Origin of the sequence: Actinomycetospora sp. NBRC 106378, from assembly GCF_030269685.1 — a bacterium.
Taxonomy (GTDB): Bacteria; Actinomycetota; Actinomycetes; order Mycobacteriales; family Pseudonocardiaceae; genus Actinomycetospora.
Genome location: NZ_BSTT01000007.1, coordinates 189,505 through 206,219 on the forward strand (window position 1 = coordinate 189,505; position 16,715 = coordinate 206,219).

Annotated in this window: 14 protein-coding genes; 4 read left to right on the top strand and 10 right to left on the bottom strand. The window is 73.8% G+C overall.

Translation table 11 applies throughout. The features are described 5' to 3' along the window. Nucleotides 1-127 precede the first annotated feature (127 nt). Entirely contained in the window at nucleotides 128-1,396 is a 1,269-nt protein-coding gene (locus QSK00_RS17605) for an AI-2E family transporter (RefSeq protein WP_285592454.1), read from the top strand. A 19-nt stretch (nucleotides 1,397-1,415) separates the two neighbouring features. Continuing rightward, nucleotides 1,416-1,679, top strand: a complete 264-nt coding sequence (locus QSK00_RS17610; protein WP_285592455.1) for a hypothetical protein — start codon at nucleotides 1,416-1,418, stop codon at nucleotides 1,677-1,679. 37 nt (nucleotides 1,680-1,716) lie between these two features. Here QSK00_RS17610 and QSK00_RS17615 read toward each other — a convergent pair whose 3' ends face one another. The 3 genes from QSK00_RS17615 to QSK00_RS17625 all read right to left on the bottom strand — a co-directional run bounded on the left by QSK00_RS17615 (nucleotide 1,717) and on the right by QSK00_RS17625 (nucleotide 4,781). Further along, complete coding sequence (locus QSK00_RS17615; protein ID WP_285592456.1) at nucleotides 1,717-2,130, bottom strand: SsgA family sporulation/cell division regulator; 414 nt, start codon at nucleotides 2,128-2,130, stop codon at nucleotides 1,717-1,719. A 462-nt stretch (nucleotides 2,131-2,592) separates the two neighbouring features. Beyond that, on the bottom strand, nucleotides 2,593-3,963 hold the full coding sequence (locus QSK00_RS17620) for a hypothetical protein (RefSeq protein ID WP_285592457.1): 1,371 nt from the start codon (nucleotides 3,961-3,963) through the stop codon (nucleotides 2,593-2,595). Nucleotides 3,964-4,217: 254 nt separating this feature from the next. Next, nucleotides 4,218-4,781, bottom strand: coding sequence for a CGNR zinc finger domain-containing protein (locus QSK00_RS17625; RefSeq protein ID WP_285592458.1), 564 nt, complete (start codon nucleotides 4,779-4,781; stop codon nucleotides 4,218-4,220). A 124-nt stretch (nucleotides 4,782-4,905) separates the two neighbouring features. On the opposite strand from QSK00_RS17625, the gene QSK00_RS17630 reads away from it, so the two are divergent. Next, nucleotides 4,906-6,201, top strand: coding sequence for an MFS transporter (locus QSK00_RS17630; RefSeq protein WP_285592459.1), 1,296 nt, complete (start codon nucleotides 4,906-4,908; stop codon nucleotides 6,199-6,201). Nucleotides 6,202-6,221: 20 nt separating this feature from the next. Here the strand turns inward: QSK00_RS17630 and QSK00_RS17635 are convergent, their stop codons facing one another. The 5 genes from QSK00_RS17635 to QSK00_RS17655 are packed head-to-tail and all read right to left on the bottom strand — an operon-like array spanning nucleotide 6,222 to nucleotide 10,970. Next, entirely contained in the window at nucleotides 6,222-6,605 is a 384-nt protein-coding gene (locus QSK00_RS17635) for a nuclear transport factor 2 family protein (RefSeq protein WP_285592460.1), read from the bottom strand. A 55-nt stretch (nucleotides 6,606-6,660) separates the two neighbouring features. Continuing rightward, a complete protein-coding gene (locus QSK00_RS17640; RefSeq protein WP_285592461.1) occupies nucleotides 6,661-7,458 on the bottom strand; it encodes an enoyl-CoA hydratase/isomerase family protein in 798 nt (265 codons plus the stop codon). Next, on the bottom strand, nucleotides 7,445-9,073 hold the full coding sequence (locus QSK00_RS17645; RefSeq protein ID WP_285592556.1) for a class I adenylate-forming enzyme family protein: 1,629 nt from the start codon (nucleotides 9,071-9,073) through the stop codon (nucleotides 7,445-7,447). The genes QSK00_RS17640 and QSK00_RS17645 overlap by 14 nt, the downstream gene beginning before the upstream one ends. Next, the gene (locus tag QSK00_RS17650) at nucleotides 9,073-9,813 is read right to left on the bottom strand and encodes an SDR family NAD(P)-dependent oxidoreductase (RefSeq protein WP_285592462.1); all 741 of its coding nucleotides are present in this window, start codon (nucleotides 9,811-9,813) and stop codon (nucleotides 9,073-9,075) included. The genes QSK00_RS17645 and QSK00_RS17650 overlap by 1 nt, the downstream gene beginning before the upstream one ends. A 14-nt stretch (nucleotides 9,814-9,827) precedes the next feature. Continuing rightward, nucleotides 9,828-10,970 carry an acyl-CoA dehydrogenase family protein gene (locus QSK00_RS17655; protein ID WP_285592463.1) on the bottom strand — a complete coding sequence of 381 codons (1,143 nt, stop codon included), beginning with the start codon at nucleotides 10,968-10,970 and terminating at the stop codon, nucleotides 9,828-9,830. Nucleotides 10,971-11,055: 85 nt separating this feature from the next. On the opposite strand from QSK00_RS17655, the gene QSK00_RS17660 reads away from it, so the two are divergent. Next, the gene (locus QSK00_RS17660) at nucleotides 11,056-11,655 is read left to right on the top strand and encodes a TetR/AcrR family transcriptional regulator (RefSeq protein WP_285592464.1); all 600 of its coding nucleotides are present in this window, start codon (nucleotides 11,056-11,058) and stop codon (nucleotides 11,653-11,655) included. Here the strand turns inward: QSK00_RS17660 and QSK00_RS17665 are convergent. Both QSK00_RS17665 and QSK00_RS17670 read right to left on the bottom strand, forming a co-directional pair. Beyond that, the gene (locus QSK00_RS17665) at nucleotides 11,639-13,942 is read right to left on the bottom strand and encodes a RelA/SpoT family protein (protein ID WP_285592558.1); all 2,304 of its coding nucleotides are present in this window, start codon (nucleotides 13,940-13,942) and stop codon (nucleotides 11,639-11,641) included. The two genes, QSK00_RS17660 and QSK00_RS17665, sit on opposite strands and share 17 nt — an antisense overlap. A gap of 276 nt (nucleotides 13,943-14,218) precedes the next feature. Further along, on the bottom strand, nucleotides 14,219-16,642 hold the full coding sequence (locus QSK00_RS17670; protein WP_285592465.1) for an FUSC family protein: 2,424 nt from the start codon (nucleotides 16,640-16,642) through the stop codon (nucleotides 14,219-14,221). Nucleotides 16,643-16,715: the final 73 nt, after the last annotated feature.

The following is a 16,715-nucleotide window of genomic DNA, read 5'->3' on the forward strand; positions in this document are numbered from 1 at the left end:
CACCCTACGCCGTACTGCACCGATCCAGAAAGCCAGGACACGCATTCCCGACGGCGGCTCGCGGGGCGCCGACATCTTCAGCCCCGTCGTCCGGCCCCCTGACCTGCGCAGGTCTAGCGTGACGCCCGTGACGGCGCAGAGTGGGACCGGGGCCCCGGAGGTGGTGGGCGACCGGCTGACGGATCCTGCAGCCGGACGGGCCACCTCGGCACGACCGACCGTCGAGCCCGGACCGTCGCGCCCGAAGCAGCGCTGGACGATCCCGCACGGTCTCGACGTCGCCGCGGGGCTCGCGTGGCGAGTGGTGCTGATCGCTGCCGCGATCGCCACGCTGATCTTCGTCGCGAGCACGCTCTCGGTCGTCCTGATCCCCGTGGTGATCGCGCTCATCCTGGCCTCGCTGCTCGCGCCGGAGGCCCACCTCATGAGTTCGAAGGTCCGGTGGCTCCCCCACGCCGTCGCCACGGCGATCGTCATCATCGCCGGGCTCGCGGTCGTCGGCGGGGTGTTCACCGGGGTGGTCTATGCCTTCATCTCCGGGCTCCCACAACTCACCAGCGCCTTCACCGGCAGCCTCGCCGAGATCCAGAACTGGGTGCGCACCGGGCCGCTGGGCCTCAACAACCAGCAGTTCGCGCAGATCGGCGACCAGATCCTCGGCAGCATCCAGTCCAGCCAGGCCGCGATCGCCACGAGCGCGCTGGGGGCGGTCGGCACCGTGGGCGAACTGCTGACCGAGGGCCTGCTCGCGCTGTTCACCCTGATCTTCCTCATCCACGACGGCGGGGCCATCTGGCGGTTCCTGCTCGGCGGGGTCCCGCGGGCGGTGCGCGACCGGGCCGACGTGGCCGGCCGCCGGGCGTTCGCGTCCCTGGTCGGCTACACGCGCGCGATCATCGTCGTCGCGTTCATCGACGCGGTGACGGCGGGCATCGGGCTCTGGCTCATCGGCGTGCCCCTGGCCGTCCCGCTCGCCGCCCTCATCTTCTTCGGCGCGTTCATCCCGACCCTGGGCGCCGTGATCTCGGGCGCCGTCGCGGCGCTCGTGGCCCTGGTCAGCGGGGGGCTCACCGACGCCCTGCTCGTCGTCCTGCTCCTGCTCGCCGTGCAGAACCTCGAGGGCTACATCCTGCAGCCGCTGTTCCTCGGGAAGTCCATCAAGCTGCACCCGCTCGCGGTGGTCCTCCCGATCGCGTGCGGCCTCGTCGTCGCCGGGATCGCCGGCGCGCTGCTCGCGGTGCCGCTGGTGACGGTGCTCGACAACGGGGTGCGGTCGTTGATGCGGAAGTCGGACGCCACCGTCGACCCGGCCACGGTGAATGCGCTCGACCCGCGCAGCGCCCGCCCCGAGTACCACGACGATCCGGCCGTCGACGTGGTCCCCGAAGCCGCGTGACCCCTTCTACGCTCCGGGCATGAGCGTGGTCGTGGCATCGCGGTTCACCTGGAGCGACTACCCGGGTCTGCGCCCGGGCCGGGTCTACGCGGGCAAGCCCGACCTGTTCCGCCGGCCGTCGGGCGACGTCCACGTCCTCGCCGACGCGGACGCCACCGACACCCTGTGCGGCCTGCCGCGCGCCGACTTCCCGCACGAGTTCGCCACCGCGGACGCGATGGTGAAGGCGACGCCGTGTCCGGCGTGCGGGCTTCGCGACGGTGAGCAGGGAGTGGGGCCGTGACCTCCTCTTCGGGCCGGCGAGCGCGGCCCGACATCGGTCAACCCGTTCCCGACCCCGGCGTGGGCGGAGCGAGGAGCAGCATCGCCACCGTGTGATCGAGGTCGAGCCACTCGTGCTCGGCCCCGAAGGCGATGAGTTCCTGCGTACGGGCCAGGTACTCGCGGAGTTCGGCCTGCGGCGCGTGGAAGACGGCCCGGCCGCCGGGCCACAGGAGTTCGATCTCGACGACGGGTGTCGGCACGCCCGTCTCGAGGGGGCGGAGGCGGACGTCCCCCTCGCCGACCGCCTCGATCAGGCCCTGGGCGAGGAGACCGCGGGAGAACCGCCACACGACCTCACGGGCATCCAGGGTCTGGAACGCGAGCGCCACCGCATAGGGGTCGGGGCCGGCGAAGCGGAACTCGACCTGGGCGGACAACGGCGGGCGCTGGGCACCCACGAGTTGGAGCATGACGGGACAGCGCACGAAGACGTCGTGTCGCATCGCACGGGCCTTTCACGGAGGTGTGTCTGATCGAGATGCGGCCGCGGCCCCGGGGGCCGGCCGTGCAGGAGCCGACGGCGACCACGCGCGGGACGGGAGCCCGCGCAACCGCGTCGAGTGGCGATGGGCCGCCCCCTCGTACGGCCATCGCCGACGGCGGTCGGCGGGCGGTCCCGCGCGTGGTCACCCTGGGCCGACCGAGCCCGAGGAGGCGCTACCTCCGGGCCGGGCGACCGGTCGCCGGGGACGGGCGCGCCGGTGTGGGTCGGCACCCGGCCGGACGTCGCGGCGCCTCGATCACGATGCGCAAGCGAGGACACCGACCCTCAGGGCACGAGCCACCGGGCCCGTCGCGAAGGACTGACCGGGTGCTCGGCGCACGACCCCCACCCGCACCGGGCGGGACGGCGGACGGCGCGGGTCGGGACCTCAGTCGGGACCGACGGCGACCTCGGGGAACCACCACGTCCGTCGCCGGGCGCAGGCGATCAGCACCAGCGCGGTCAGGACGGCCGGCAGAGCCAGCGGGTCGGCCAGCAGCCCGGGTGGGACGCCCACGCCGGAGCCGCCCGCGCCGCCGGGTGTCCCGGTCGGGGACGCCGGGGCAAGAGGTGCCTCGGGGACGGGCGCGCCGGGGACCGCTCCCTCGGCGAAGGGACCGGCGGCGGACCCGGCGGTCGACCAGGAGCCCGGTGAACCCGGGAGGGCCGTGCCCGGGGGAACGGGGTCGCGCGTGGACCCGCCGGGACCGGCCGGTGGCGGTGTCGACGCGACGACCGCCGGTGGGCCGGCACCCACGAACGCCGGGCCGGGGACGGCCGACGGCGCCGCCACCGCCCCTGCGGTCCCGAGGAATCCGGTCACCCCGGCCTGCGCCTCCTGCGTCAGCCCGACGACAGGGCCGCCGAGGGCGCCGACGACACCGCCACCCAGGCTGCCCACCACCCCGGTGAGTGCCGTCGTGGTGGAGGTCAGCCCCGTGACCGTGTGGACGAGGGTGCCGCCGGTCCGGGCCAGGAGGTCGGAGGTACCGGTGAGCGTGCTGGGGAGGAGCGACGGGACCGCCGGGAGCGCGTGGGTCACCTGCGCCGTCGTGGTCGCCACCGGGGCGAGGGCGCCGTCGAGCGTGGTGGTGGTCGTGGAGACCGCCGTCCCGAGTGTCGTGAGGAGAGGTGCAGCGTGCGCGAGCGGGATCGAGGACGTCGAGCGCGCCACGCTCCGGACGGCCGAGGGCGTGCTGGTCAGCGGCGCGTGGCGGGTCGCCGTCGCGCGGGACACCACCGATCCGAGGTCGACGGTCGGGGTGTGCGTCGCGGCGACCGGGGCCTTCGTGCGTGTCGAGCCGACGGAGCCGACGGAGCCGTCGACCACGCGACGGGCGACGCGCACCGCGTCGCCGGACGTCGACGTGAGCGACGGCGCCTTCACCGACGGCGCCTTCACCGACGGCGCCTTCACCGACGGCGCCTTCACCGACGGCGCCTTCTTCGACGTGGCCTTCTTCGACGTCGTCCTGTCCGAGGTGGACTTCCCCGAGGTGGACTTCCCCGAGGTGGACTTCCCCGAGGACGATCGGGAGCTCGATCCGTGCGACGTCGTCGCGTGGGAGCCGAGGTGCGCGAGGGAGCTCACCGCGCCGGAGGGAGCGTCGCTGCCGCCCCGATCCCCCGCGCCGGGAGCGGCCTGCGCGGGACCGGCGAACAGGAGGCCCACCACGACGAAGCCGGCCACGAGCCCCGCCAGGAGGACGACGCGGCGCAGGAGACGCAGCGCGAGCGGCATCGGGTCGTCGACCTCCACGACTCCCGCCCCCTCTCGACGCGCCGACGCCCCACGGGCCGAGGCTGGTCGTCACCCCGACCAGGAACCGCTGCCCTCGTCGTCGAGGCGCCGGACTCAGCCGGAGGACGAGTCGTACCGCGCGACCTTCCCGTGTGCGCTCGAGTGAACACTAACCGTACTTTCGCAACGCCGGAGCAGCTTTAGGCCGTCCGGATGCGGCTCCTGCCGGACGGCCCAACCGGCGCCGCCGATGTCCGCGCGCCGCCCGTCGGCTAGCGGTCGCTGGTGCGGCTCCGGTAGGCCGCGACGCTGGCGCGGTGGGCGCAGGTCCGCGTGCAGTACTGCTTCGAGCCGTTGCGGGAGAGATCGACGTACGTGGCACGGCAGGTCGGTCCGGCGCACACGCCCAGCCGGCCGGGGCCGAGTGCGGCGATCACCCCGGCCAGGGCCGTGAGCGTGGTCGCCGCCAGGTGGGCCCCGGGCCGGTCGTCGTCGGACGCGACCTCGATCCGCCAGCGGTCGTCGCGGTCGTGGCGCAGGGTGGGCGTGGCCCGGGACCGGCGCAGCCCGTCGTTGATCAGGGTCGCCGCTCCTGCCGGGTCGGTGTCCGCGCGCTCGAGCACGGCCCGCACCGTCTCCCTCACGGCGCGGACCTCCGCCAGGTCGGCCTCGGTGGGACCCGCACCGGAGCGGTCGCGGCCCACGGGGTGCTCGGCGAGGAAGTCCCCGAGCTGCTCCACGGTCTCGAGCGCGTCCTTCCCCCGGATCGGCATCCAGGTGTTGGCCAGCGCCACGGCCGCCTCGACCGCAGAGACGTCGTGATACGCATCCGCCATTTGACGTGTCTCCTCACCGGTTCGTACGGTGACACTCGTCCAAGCTGTCACGTGTCACACGATACCCGGGAGAGCGATTTCGCGAACGATTCCGTCAGGCCGGACGCTCGGGGACGGACACCGTGTGGGGCTCGTCCTCGGCGTGCTCGTGCTGCCGGTGTTCGTGGCGCTGGGAGCGCCGTCGGTCGCCCTGCCCGCGCTCGGCCGCGCGCTGTCGGTGCCGTTCGGGTCCACCGCGTGGGTCCTGGCCGCGTGGTCCTTGACCTCCGCGCTCGCGATGCCGGTCGCGGGTCGGCTGGTCACCCGGTTCCGGCCCGTCCGCGTGCTCACCGCCGGAGTCGTGACGCTCGCCGCGGGCTCCGCGCTCGCGGCGGTCGGCCCGACGCTCGCGGTGGTGGTCGCCGGTCGGCTGGTCGGCGGCGCCGGAGCGGGCGCGACCGTGATCGCCGTCTTCGCGGTGGCCACGGCACTACCCGGGGCGGAGCGGGCCCGGGCGCTGGGGGTCGTCGCGGCCGCGAGCGCCACGGCGTCGGCGTGCGGGACCCTGCTGGGCGGGGCCGTCACGGCCTGGCTGGGATGGCGGGCCGTCCTCGCGATCCCGGTCCTCGCGCTCCCGCTCCTGCTCCTCGCGACCGCATCGACGTTCCCCGACGACGACGGGACCGGGCGGGCTCCGGCCGAACGGTTCGACCTCCTCGGCGCCGCGCTGCTCTGGGTCCTCGCGGGCGCGCTGGTCACGCTGCTCCAGGCGCACGCCGTCGGCCTCCCCGCCCCGGTCACGCTCGCGGTGGGCGTCGCCGGCGCGGTCGCCGGCGTCGGTCTGTGGTGGCGCGTGCGGCGGGTGCCCGACGGCTTCGTGCCCCGTCGGGTCGTCACCGCCCGCGGGCTCCCGGCCGCCGGGGTGGTCGGCGGCACGGTGTTCGCCGGCTACTACGGGGTGCTGTTCCTCGCCCCGTCCCTGATCGAGCAGGCCACCGGCGTGGGCGCGCTCGGGGCCGGGGCGGCACTGGTCCCGGCGGCCGCCTGCTCGGTGCTCGCCGGGCGGCTGGTGGCCGCCGCCGGCCGGTTCGCAGCCTGGCGGACGGCGGCCGTGCTGGCGGCGCTGACCACGCTCGGCGTGATCGTGGTCGCGGCCTTCCCCGGACCGGTCCCGGTCGTCGTCGGCACCGCCCTCACCGTCTGCGGGTTCGCCGGGGCGCAGGCCGTCCTGGTCGGCCTCGCCCCGCAGCTGGTCGCCGCACCCGACCGCGACACCGCCCAGGGCCTGCTCAACTTCGCGATCTTCCTCGGCGGCGGGATCGGACCGGCCGCGGTCGCCGGGCTCTCGGCGGTCGTGCCGGTGCCGACGGCGCTCGCCGTCCTCGCGGCACTCCCCCTCCTCGGACTCGTGATCGGCCTGACCCGACGACCCGGGGCATGACCCGCCGTCAGGACCCGCCGTCAGGACCCGGCGCGGAAGAAGGCCTCGAGCCCGGGGACGTCGGAGATCAGGTTCTCGGCCGCGGTGATCCGGCCGTCGGCCACCGTGAACACGATGACGACCTGCTCGTCGAGCACCGTCCCGTTCCGCTCACCGGTGTTGTGCAGCAGCACCGCCACGCGGTCCCACCCCGTCAGCTCGTACCGCAGCTCGATCGACACCCCGCCGGCCGCGACGGCGCGGGCCCGCTCCACCACGGCGTCGGCGCCCCGGGCGACCCCGGAGATCCCGTGGTCGCCCGGCACGCTCCACGTCGCGTCGGGCGACAGCGCGGCGTGCATGCGGTCGAAGTCGTGGTCCATCACGCCGGCGACGAAGTCCCGGGCGAGATCGCGTGCGGTCATGGATGTGCGGTACCCGCAGGTGAGCACTCAGGGTCGCTGGAGCGACCTTCTCTGCTCACCTAGCCGACGGCCACACCGGAGCCCGCTTCTCCCGCAGCGCCGCCACCCCCTCGTGCACGTCCGACCCGAGGAAGCACAACATCTCGTAGGCGACGGACTGGTCGAAGGTCGGCCCCATCGAGCGCAGCCAGTTGTTCAGGGACTTCTTGGTCAGCCGGATCGCCTGCTGGGACCCGGTGGCCAGGACCTCGGCCACCCGCAGCGCCTCGTCGAGCACCTGCTCGCGCGGGAGCGCCTTCGCCACCATGCCCAGCTTCTCGGCCTCGGCGCCGGTGACCATCTCGCCGGTCAGCAGGTAGTAGCGCGCCTTCGCCATGCCGGCGAGCAGCGGCCAGATGATCGCGGCGTGGTCCCCGGCGGAGACACCGAGCTTCACGTGCCCGTCGCCCAGCTTGGCGTCCTCGGCCGCGATCGCGACGTCGGCCAGCAGCGCCACCACCACACCCGCGCCCACCGCGACCCCGTTGATCGCCGAGACGATCGGTTTCTCGCAGTCGATGATGTTGTAGACCAGCTCGGACGCCTCCTTGAGCATGTGCGAGACGCGCGCGTGATCGCCCGCCATGCGTTCGACCATCGCGAGGTCGCCGCCCGCGGAGAACGCCCTCCCGGCGCCGGTCACCACCGCGACCCGCACCTCGGGGTCCGCGTCCACCTCGCGCCACACCCGGGCGAGCTCGCCGTGGAGCTGCTCGTCGGTCGCGTTGTACTTCTCGGGGTTGTTGATCGTGATCAGCAGGACGCCGTGGTCGCGGCGCTCGAACAGCAACTGGCCGTAGTCATCGAAGGACATCCGTACCTCCTCGTACCTCGGTGAACAGCCCGGCCGCGACGTCCGCGGCCGCCTGCTCGGTCGCCCGGTAGTGAATCTTCTTCCCGGTCGCGGTCAGTGGCAGCGCGTCGACGAACCGGTATCCCCGTGGCCGCTTGTAGCGCGACAGCATGGGGTGGTCGCGGCAGTGGGCCTCGCAGTCGGCCGCGGTCAGCGCCGGGTCGGCCCGCACCACGTAGGCCACGACCCGCCGACCCCAGCGCTCGTCGGGCACGCCGACCACGAGCGAGTCGGCGACCCCCGGCAGCTCGTTCAGCGCCTCCTCGACCTGCACCGGGTGCACGTTCTCGCCGCCCGAGACGAGCATGTCGTCGGCACGCCCGACGATCGTCACGAATTCGCCGGCGTCCCAGGTGGCGAGGTCGCCGAGGTGGATCCACCCGTCGTCGTCGAACTTGGCGCGCTCCTGCTCGGGGACGTTCACGTACGCGTAGCCCGCTTTCGGCGAGCGCACGACGACCTCGCCGACCGTCTCCGCGTCCTTCGGGACCTCCTCGCCCGGTCCGCCGCCGATCACGACCACGCGCACCTCGTCGTCGGTGCACGCCCGCCCCGCGGCGCCGGCGTGCCCGGGCAGGTCGGCCGGACGCAGGAAGGTGTTCCAGAACGACTCGGTGGTGCCGTAGCCGTTGAAGATGTTCGGTGTCAGCACGGACTGGTAGCGCAGGCACGCCTCGCGCTCGAGGGGCGCACCCATGGTCACGATCCCCCGCAACGACGCAAGGTCGCGTGGCCGGGCCTCCTGCGCCGCGGCCAGCATCGCGAGGTTCGTGGGCGCTCCGACCAGGAACGTGAGGCCGTGCCGCTGCACCAGGTCGAGCACCACGTCGGCGTCGAAGGCCCGCAGCGGCACCACCTGCGCCCCGACGTAGAACGCCGGGTTCGGGCCGCCCGAGTACAGCCCGCCGCGATGGAACCAGGGCGTCATGTTGAGCGTGACGTCCTCCGGCCCGAGTGGGAAGTGCATCGCCACGTCGTGGGCGCTGAACACCTCGACGAGGCTGTTCAGCGGCACACCCTTCGGCATCCCGGTGGTCCCGGAGGTGTAGAGCCGGGTGGTCTCGTCGTAGACCGTTCCCGACGGCGGGTCGACCGCCCTGCCCCCGGGCAGCAGGCCCGCCAGCTCCTCGTCGGCCTGCACCGCGATCACGACGTCGGGTCGGTGCGGGCTGCGGCGCAGGGCCTCGGCCGCCGTGTCCTGCAGCGTGGCGTCGTAGACGAACACCCGCGGCGCACTGTCGGTGAGCACGTGGGCGACCTCGCCCGGGGCGAGCCGGAAGTTGATCGGCGAGCCGACCGCGCCGAGCGCCTGGGTGGCCAGGTAGAGCCGCGCGAACTCCGGGGAGTTGTAGAGCTGGTAGGTCACCACGTCGCCGGGCCGCACGCCGGCGGCCGCGAGCCCGGCGGCGAGCCGGTCGACGTCCGCCGCGAGCTCGGCGTAGGTCCAGGACCGTCCGGACGGGTCGGTGACGGCGGTGCGCTCGGCGTACCGGCTCGCGGTGCGGCGGAACCCGGCGAGGTAGGTGAAGGAGTGCTCGAAGTACCGCCGGTACGCGGTGGGGTCGTAGGTGTACATCACGACATCGACATCCCGCCGCTGACGCTGACGGTCTGGCCCGTGACGAACCCGGCCTCGTCCGAGGCGAGGAAGGACACCATCGGCGCCAGGTCGGAGGGTTGTGCGAGCCGGCGCATCGGGATGGCCTTGATCAGCGCGTCGCGGAGCCGGTCGTTGCCCTCGACCACCGAGGCGAACAGCGCGGTGTCGGTCGGTCCGGGGCACACGCAGTTGGCGCGGACCTGGTGGCGGGCGCTCTCGCGGGCGATCGTCTTGGTGAAGGCGATGACGCCGCCCTTGGCCGCGGAGTAGACCGCCTCCCCGGACGAGCCGACGCGCCCGGCGTCGGACCCCAGGTTCACGACGGCCCCGCGCCGCTGGGAGATCATCACCGGCAGCACCGCGTGGCAGGTGTGGAGGACGCCGTAGAGGTTGATGCCGACGATGCGACCCCAGCGCTCGGGGTCGGAGTCGACGAAGGGCCCGACCTCGTCGTACCCGGCGTTGTTGACCAGCACGTCGATCCGGCCGTGCTGCTCGAGGACCTGCGCGACCAGGGCGTCCACCGCCGCACGGTCACTGACGTCGGCGGCGATGCCGGTGCCGCCGACCGCGCCCGCCGTGTCCTTCGCCGCGCCCTCGTCGACGTCGGTCGCGACCACGGTCGCCCCCTCGGCCGCCAGCGTCTCCGCGATCGCGCGGCCGATACCGCGCCCGGCGCCGGTCACGATCGCGACGTTGCCGTCGTGTCTTCCCATCGTCTGCGTCCTCCTCAGGGTGCGAGCGACCGGCCGACCCGCTGCCGGGCGATGACGAGCTTCATGATCTGGGCGGTGCCGTCGCCGATCTGCAGACCGAGGACGTCGCGCATCCGCTGGTCGAAGGGCAGCTCCCGGCGGTAGCCGTACTGGCCGTGCAGCAGCAGGCAGGCGGTGATCGCCTCGTGCGCCGCCTTCGGGGCCCACCACTTGCACATCGCCGCCTGCGCGGTGTGCGGCCGGCCGGTGTCCTTGCGCCACAGCGTCTCCAGGCACAGCAGGCGGGCGGCGGACAACAGCGTCTCCTGCTCCGCGAGCGGGAACGCCACGCCCTGCCGGGTCGACAACGGCTGGTCGAACGCCTCCCGGCCGGAGACGTAGGTCCACGTCTCGTCCACGGACTGCTCCGCGGCGCCGAGACACTGCAACCCGATCAGCGCGCGACTGAAGTCGAAACCCTGCATGACCTGGCTGAACGCGCGTCCCTCGGCGCCGATGAGATTCGCCGCCGGCACCCGGACGCCCTCGAGGTGCACCGCCCCCCGACCCACGGCGGTGGTCCCGACGTCCGGGTAGGGCTCGCGGGTGACGCCGTCGGCCTCGAGCGGGACGAGGAACGCCGAGATGCCGCGTCCACGGGTGTCGCCCTCGGTCCGCGCGAAGACGACGACGGCCTCGGCGTCGGCCGCGAAGGAGAGCGACTTGACCCCGTCGAGTCGCCACGAGCCGGCGTCGGGAACGGCGGTCATCCTCGGCATCCCCGCGTCGGAACCGCCGTGCGGCTCGGTGAGCCCGATCCCGACGATCCCCTCCCCCGCCGTGATGCGCGGGACCCACGTCCGGGCGAGGTCGGGCGCGTTCGCGACGAGGATCTGCCCGACCAGCGAGCCGACGACCTGCAGGTACGCGACGTTGAGATCGCCGCGGCCGAGCTCCTCGCAGACGAGGCCGGTGGTCACGCGGTCGGCGTCGCGGCCGCCGAGCCCGACCGGCAGCTCCGGGGCGATCAGCCCGAGGGCGCCCAGGTCCCGACGGAGCGCCGGCTCGATCCGGCCGGCCCGCTCGCGCTCGGCGTAGCCCGGCAGCAGCGTGCTCGTCGCGATCTCCCGCGCGGTGTCCCGCACCTGACGCTGGGAGTCGGTGAGCTCGAAGTCCATCGTCGGCCTCCGTCCTCGGTGTCGACGAACGTGCCGAACTTTGACCTCAGAGTCAAGAGATGACCGGTGGGTTAGGCTCGCTGCCGTGAACCGGGTCCAGCGCAAGCGCGACGAGCGGGTCCGCCGCATCGTCGCGGCCGCGGCCGAGGTGTTCGGGGAGCGCGGCTACGAGGCGTCGACCCTCGAGGAGGTCGCCGAGCGGCTCGACGTCACGAAGGGCTCGCTCTACTACTACTTCGCCGGGAAGGACGAGTTGGCCACGGCGGCGATCGAGACCCTCGGCACCGACTGGACCGAACGGCTGGAGGCCCTCGCGGACGCCCGCGCCGACGCACCGCGGGTCGAACGGCTCCGGGCGCTGCTGCGCGAGCACATCGCGATCGCGGTGCTCGAGTACCCGGCGGCGCTACGCCTGTTCCTCGTGCCCGACTCGTGGCCGGCGGCGCTGCGCGAACGCATCCGGGACCTCCGCCGCCGCCACGACCTGGTGTTCCGGCGCGAGGTCACCGCGGGCGTCGCCGCCGGGGAGTTCGCCGTCGTGTCCGTCGACGCCACGCTGCAGGCCATGCACGCGGCGATGAGCCAGGCGCCGCTGTGGTGCTCGCACCTGGCCGCGGAGGCCCGCGACCAGGCGATGGACGACCTGGCCACGACCCTGCTGCGCCTGGTCAGCTCGCCGAGGTGACCCGGTACACGTCGTAGACGCCCTCGACGTTGCGGACCACGCGCAGCACGTGCCCGAGGTGCTTCGGGTCGCCCATCTCGAACGAGAACCGGCTCACCGCGACGCGGTCCCGCGAGGTGGTCACCGACGCGGAGAGGATGTTGACCTTCTCGTCGGCCAGCGCCTTCGTGATGTCGGAGAGCAGCCGGTGGCGGTCGAGCGCCTCGACCTGGATGGCCACGAGGAAGACCGCGGTCGACGACGAGGCCCAGCTGACGTCGACGAGGCGTTCGGGCTCGGAGCGCAGGTCGTCGGCGTTGGTGCAGTCGGTGCGGTGCACGGAGACGCCGCCGCCCCGGGTGACGAAACCGAGGATGTCGTCGCCGGGCACCGGCGTACAACAGCGGGCCAGCTTGATCCACAGATCCGAGCTCGACCCGTCGTCGGGATCGACGCCGTTGATGACGACCCCGACGTCCCCCGTCCCGCGGCGGCGCTGGACCGTCGACGGGGTGGCGCGCTCGGCGAGCTCGTCCTCGTTCTGCTCGACCCCGCCGAGCAGGGCCACGAGGCGCTGCACGACGTGTCGGGCGGAGACGTGGTGCTCCCCCACCGCGGCGTAGAGCGCGGTGACGTCGGCGTAGCGCAGCTCGCGCGCCAGCGCGCCCATCGAGTCGGCTGAGACCAGGCGCTGCAACGGCAGCCCGGTGCGGCGCGCCTCGCGGGTGATCGAGTCCTTGCCCTCCTCGATCGCCTCCTCGCGGCGCTCCTTGGCGAACCACTGCTTGATCTTCTGCTTCGCCCGCGGCGAGGCGACGAAGCCCGTCCAGTCCTTCGACGGGCCGGCGCTCTCGGCCTTCGAGGTGAAGATCTCGACGACCTCGCCGTTCTCGAGCTGCCGCTCGAGCGCGACCAGGCGGCCGTTGACCCGCGACCCGATGCACTTGTTGCCGACCTCGGTGTGCACCGCGTAGGCGAAGTCGACCGGGGTGGAGCCGGCGGGCAGCGTGATCACGTCGCCCTTCGGCGTGAACACGAAGATCTCGCGGGTGGCGAGGTCGTAGCGCAGCGACTCCAGGAACTCGCCGGGGTCGGCCGCCTCCCGCTGCCAGTCGAGCAGCTGGCGCATCCACGCCATCTCGTCGAGCTCGAGGCCCGCGGTGTTGTGGCTGCCCTTCGTCTCCTTGTAGCGCCAGTGCGCCGCGATGCCGTACTCGGCGGTGCGGTGCATCTCGTGGGTGCGGATCTGCACCTCGAGGGGCTGCCCGTCCGGCCCGATGACGGTGGTGTGCAGCGACTGGTACACGCCGAACCGGGGCTGGGCGATGTAGTCCTTGAACCGGCCCGGCATCGGCTGCCAGAGGGCGTGGACCATGCCCATCGCGGCGTAGCAGTCCCGCACGTCCTCGACGAGGATGCGGACGCCCACCAGGTCGTGGATGTCGTCGAAGTCCTTACCCTTGACGATCATCTTCTGGTAGATCGAGTAGTAGTGCTTCGGGCGGCCGAGCACCTCGGCCTTCACCCGCGCGGCCTCCAGCTGGCCGGAGACCTCGTCGATCACGGTGCGCAGGTAGGTGTCGCGGCTCGGCGCGCGGTCGGCGACGAGGCGGACGATCTCGTCGTAGCGCTTCGGGTGCAGGATCGCGAACGCGAGGTCCTCGAGCTCCCACTTGACCGTCGACATCCCGAGCCGGTGGGCCAGGGGCGCGAGCACCTCGAGGGTCTCGCGCGCCTTCTTGGCCTGCTTCTCGGGCTTGAGGAAGCGCATGGTGCGCATGTTGTGCAGCCGGTCGGACAGCTTGATGACGAGCACCCGCGGGTCGCGGGCCATCGCCACGACCATCTTGCGGATGGTCTCCGCCTCGGCCGCCGCCCCGAGCTGGACCTTGTCGAGCTTCGTGACGCCGTCGACGAGGTGCGCGACCTCGGCGCCGAAGTCGGCCGCCAGGCGCTCCAGGGAGTAGTCGGTGTCCTCGACGGTGTCGTGCAGCAGCGCCGCCGTCAGCGTCGTGGTGTCCATGCCCAGCTCGGCGAGGATCGTCGCGACCGCGAGCGGGTGGGTGATGTAGGGGTCGCCCGACTTGCGCATCTGGCCCTCGTGGAAGGCCTCCGCGGTGTCGTACGCCCGCTGCAGGATCGCGAGGTCCGCGCTCGGGTGGAGCTCCCGGTGGACCGTGGCGAGCGGCTCGAGGACCGGCTTCACCGGCCCGGTGCGCTGCGCGGTGATGCGGCGCGCGATCCGGGCCCGGACGCGACGGGTGGCGGACCGCGGACGTCCGGTCGACGTGCCCCCGACCGGTTCCAGACGACGGGCCTCCCGCGGCTCGCTCGACCCGACGGTCGGCTCCCCGGGCGCGTCGACGCCGTCGGCCACCCCGTCACTGACCGTCTCGACCGGCCCCACGTCCTGGCTCACGGTCACCTCCGCTGGTACGGCCCCCTGCACATCCCGGCCGTCGCGCGTACCGGAATCAGTTCAGCGTAGGTCAGGAGGACCACCCGCGTCCGCCGACGTCGCCGTCCGGTCCCCCGGGGGCGGTGGCCCGTGCCACGCCGGGACCGCCGTCCGGTGAGCGGTCGTTCAACGGTGGGCGGCGCGGGACGGGCGCAGCACGACCACGTCGTGGGTCCCGCCCGCGATCCGCCCGGCGTACGGGGCGAAACCGTCGGACGCGACCACCATCTGCCACCACCCGCCGGCGGGAACGTCGAGGGCGAAGCAGCCGTCGGCGCCGGTGCGGACCCGCGCCTGCTGGGTGCCGTGCGGGTCGACCACCGTGACGACGGCGGGCAGGCCGGACCCGTCGGTGTCGACGACACGGCCCCGCACCCCGGGCGCCGTCCCGACGGCGGGGGTGGCCGGCTCCGGCGTCGCGGGGGCCTCGCCCGCGGCCTCCGGGTCGATCTCGTGCAGGTCCACGAGGGCGCCGTGCAGGGCGGAGAGCTCGGAGAGGACGTCGTCGGGGTCGTCGTCCCAGGCCCGGCGACGGTGCTCGCCGGGTCCGCGGCCCTCGGCCAGGGCGTCGACGAGCCCCTGCACGGCCCGCGTGGCGGCGCCGACGCGTTGGTGGCGCACCGTCGGGTCCGACCGGCTGGTGTGCTCGAGCTCGAGCGCGGCCTCGACGAGGGCGCGGACCCGCACCGCGCACCGCACCCACGCGGCGAGCCGGCGGGCGAGCGGCGGGCGCCGACGGGCCCCGCCCGGGGAGAAGCGCAGCGAGAGCGGCACCCCGATCAGCGCGAGCTGGTGCACCGCGGCGTCGAGCGCGCGGGCGCGGGCGTGCAGGTCCGGCCGGCCGGGACCGTCGTCGGACTCGCCGCGGAGGACCGCAGCGACGTCGGCGGTGGCCGCCCGCAGCTCCTCGGCGAGCCGGGCGCGGGCCTGCCGTTCGGCCCGCATGGCGGTGATCGGCAGGAACGAGACCGCGACGACGCCACCGATCACCGCGCCCAGCGCGGTCTCCCCCACCCGCAGCGCGAGGAGCCCGTCGGAGTAGGTGCCCAGCATCTCGTAGAGCTCGGCGACGATGAGGGTCACCGCGAAGGCCATCGACGTGTAGGACACGCGGAAGAGGTAGAAGCCGACGAAGAGCGCCACGAGGATGACGGTGAGCGCGACGGCGGTGGAGTTCCCGAGCCAGGGCACCACCACGAGGGCGACCACGACACCGACCAGGGTGCCCACCGTGCGCTGCACCGCCTTGCGGATGGTCTCGGCCGCGGTGGCCGTGCCGGTGAACGCCAGGAAGCAGGCGAGCACCGCCCAGTACCAACGCTGCCCCGACACGGCGTCGCCGAGGGCGATCGCCAGGCCCCCTGCGAGCGCGATCTGGCAGGCCTGCCGAGTGCTCAGCAGCATCCCCGTCGCGCGTCCGGTCCCGGGCTGCGCCTCGTCCTCCGGGGCCACCATCGGCCCGACCGTGATGGCGCTGCCGGGCAGGAAGCCCGCGAACAGCTCGGCGGCCGGGGTGAAGGGCGCCGACCCGTCGGTCCCGTCGTCGGGACGCGGACGGCCGGCCCGGTCCTCGTCGAGCACCGCGTCGAGGTCGGCGAGCGCCACCGTGACGGCCTGCTCGGCGGACACGTCGTCGGGGTCGTCCAGGGCCCGGGACAGGGCGGACTCGGCACGGATGACGGCCGCGCGCACGTCGGCGGCGCGGGCCGGCACGGTGAGCGACCCGGGGATCGCGAGCTGCCCGTCGACGAGGACCGCGGCCTCGTTGACCCGCAGGACGGCGCGGTCGCGCGCCGTCTCGTCGTCCCGCCGCCACGGCGGTCGGAGCGCGGGGTCCCGGTGCTCGGCGAGGGCGACCCGGACCCGGGCGCCGAAGGAGTCGACCATCCGCCGCAGGCGCCGGGCCGGACGGTGCGGGACCACGACGAGGGCGATCACCAGCAGCAGGACCGTGGTGGTCGCGAGCGCGAGGACCACGGTCGGGAGCTGGGCGAACGAGAGCTGCAGGAAGAGGGCGATGAAGTAGCCCATCCACGCGACCATCCCGCATGCGAAGGCCCGCGGCCCGAAGCGGCGCACCCACACCACCGCGAACATCACGACGACGAAGAGCGAGAGCGACAGCACCCGGTGCTTGTCGACCAACGTGCTCAGCGTGATCCCGACCAGCATGGCGACCGGCAGGCTCACCTGCGTGATCGCCCGCCCGCCCGGGGTGGGGTCGGCGGCCGTGAAGGTGGTGATCATGGTGAGGACGGCGCCGAGGACCAGCACGATGATCGCCTGCGTCCCGGCGAGCCCCAGAACGGCGGCGAGCACCGCGGACGCGGCCAGGGAGAGCGCGAGCGACACGGCCGCCCGGCTGGCGAGCGCGAGGCGCACGTGTCCCGGGTCGGAGGCGAGCAGACGGTCGCGCGCCCGCACCGTGGCGGCCGCCCGGGGCTCGCGCACCGCGAGCGTCGTGGGCGTCGTGGGCGTCGTCGGGGTGTCGGGCTCCTGTGGCCCGTCGTCCCGGGTGTCGGTGCGGCGACCGGTCGCCTGGATGGTCATCGTCCTCCCTCGCTCGGCCGCCCTGAATGTTAGCTGCGCGAAGCAATTCGTGGAGCCGTGGGAGGAGTTCCCC